Origin of the sequence: Pseudomonas sp. ANT_J12, assembly GCF_008370045.1 — a bacterium.
Lineage (GTDB): Bacteria > Pseudomonadota > Gammaproteobacteria > Pseudomonadales > Pseudomonadaceae > Aquipseudomonas.
Map to the genome: position 1 here is coordinate 1 of NZ_VOBN01000052.1, position 1,427 is coordinate 1,427.

General features: G+C 55.4%; 1 protein-coding gene. It reads right to left on the reverse strand.

Going from position 1 to position 1,427, the window contains the following annotated elements; all coding sequences use genetic code 11:
• Positions 1-10: 10 nt before the first annotated feature.
• A complete protein-coding gene (locus tag FQ192_RS33840; protein ID WP_149662283.1) occupies positions 11-1,342 on the reverse strand; it encodes an IS4 family transposase in 1,332 nt (443 codons plus the stop codon).
• Positions 1,343-1,427 lie beyond the last annotated feature (85 nt).

The window sequence follows — 1,427 nt, forward strand, 5'->3', positions numbered from 1 at the left end:
CTAATGCCAGTCAGTTAAGCTGACTGGCATTTTTCTTTCTGATCGGATACTTCGGTGATTTAAGCCGGATGGCCCGAGGATAAATACGCTCCTCTCGCCGATGCGGCAGGACATAGTGCGGGGCTGAGGCATGCAACTCAGTCAGGTACTTGGGGATGTTCCCGGAACGGTCGGCGGAGACGCTGTTGATAAACCCGAGAATCGCCCAGGTGCAGGCGGTAAAACTCATTTCGCATGGGTAAATACCTGGACAGTGACGACTCATCTCCACCATCTGATAGCGCAACAAGTTGTAGCCCAACAACACCCCCCACAGCTCCTGCTCGATCATCTCGGGCGTCTTGCTACGCAACGTATAACTGCTGTTGAGCAAGGTCTGTTTCATCTCCCGAAACCCTAATTCGACTTCCCATCGCTGGCTGTACAGGTCGACGATTTCGTCGGATGGAAAGCGTAGCGGGTCGGCCATTGAGGTCAGGATCTGACACACCTTGCCTTTGACGGTTTTGCTCAGAAGTCGCGCGGTCAGACGCTCCGGCAGCCCCGGCCATTGCTTGCGGGCCTGCGGCGAAGTGTTTAATGAGACAACCGCATCCTGGCGCCCCAAACGCTGAAGCACTTCGTACTGCGAGCCTTTTTTCAGCGGCATCAGCCAGTGACGTTCGATCCCTGCCTGCTGCCATTGATGCAGTAAACCTAACGAATAAAAACCACGATCAAATAGCGTCAACGAGTGATCGGGCGTGGTCTCGATCAGTTGCTCCGCCAGCTTCATCTCGTTGCTGCGATAGCCGTCAAACGCACTGCCGATCAGCAAATGGCTGGTCAACTCCATCTGGCAGACCATGCGCACCTGCGGAAAACCAGTGTCGCCATGCTGGTTACTGGCGGAGTCGTAACGTGCACGGTTTTCCGGTGTATCGGGTGTTCGCCAGACGACACCGTCGACACCCAGTAAGCGCAAACCGGCCCAAGTCGGATGAGCGGCCGCCTCATGCCAACTTTTCTGAGTCAGATGGAAGACCTGTCGTACAGCCTCGCTGCCCAATCTCTGACGGGCTTGAACCACCGCGCTGGGTGCCACCAACGGGCGCTGGCCCGGCAGCATGATATTCATGCGGCTGACCACATCCCACGCCGACATGCGCCGAAAGAACGCCATGGAGATCACGCACCAAAGCATCATTTCCAACGGCAAGCGCCGCTTGCGTAAAGTCGCAACGCCTGCCTGTTCAAGTGCCTGCTCGACCAAAGAAGGATCGAGCAAGGAATTCAATCCCTCAATTGAGTTGGGGGTGGAGACGATGTTGTGGGTCAGTTCCAGTGCCCGAGCGAGACGCATAAAAAAATCCGATGCCAATACAGGCATCGGATTTTGATTTCTTGCGGCCAAAGGTCAAGTAAAAGGGCTTAACTGATCGGCATTA

Excerpts from the sequence above, each read along its gene's own strand:
- FQ192_RS33840 (WP_149662283.1), bottom strand. The coding sequence starts at position 1,342 with ATGCGTCTCGCTCGGGCACTGGAACTGACCCACAACATCGTCTCCACC.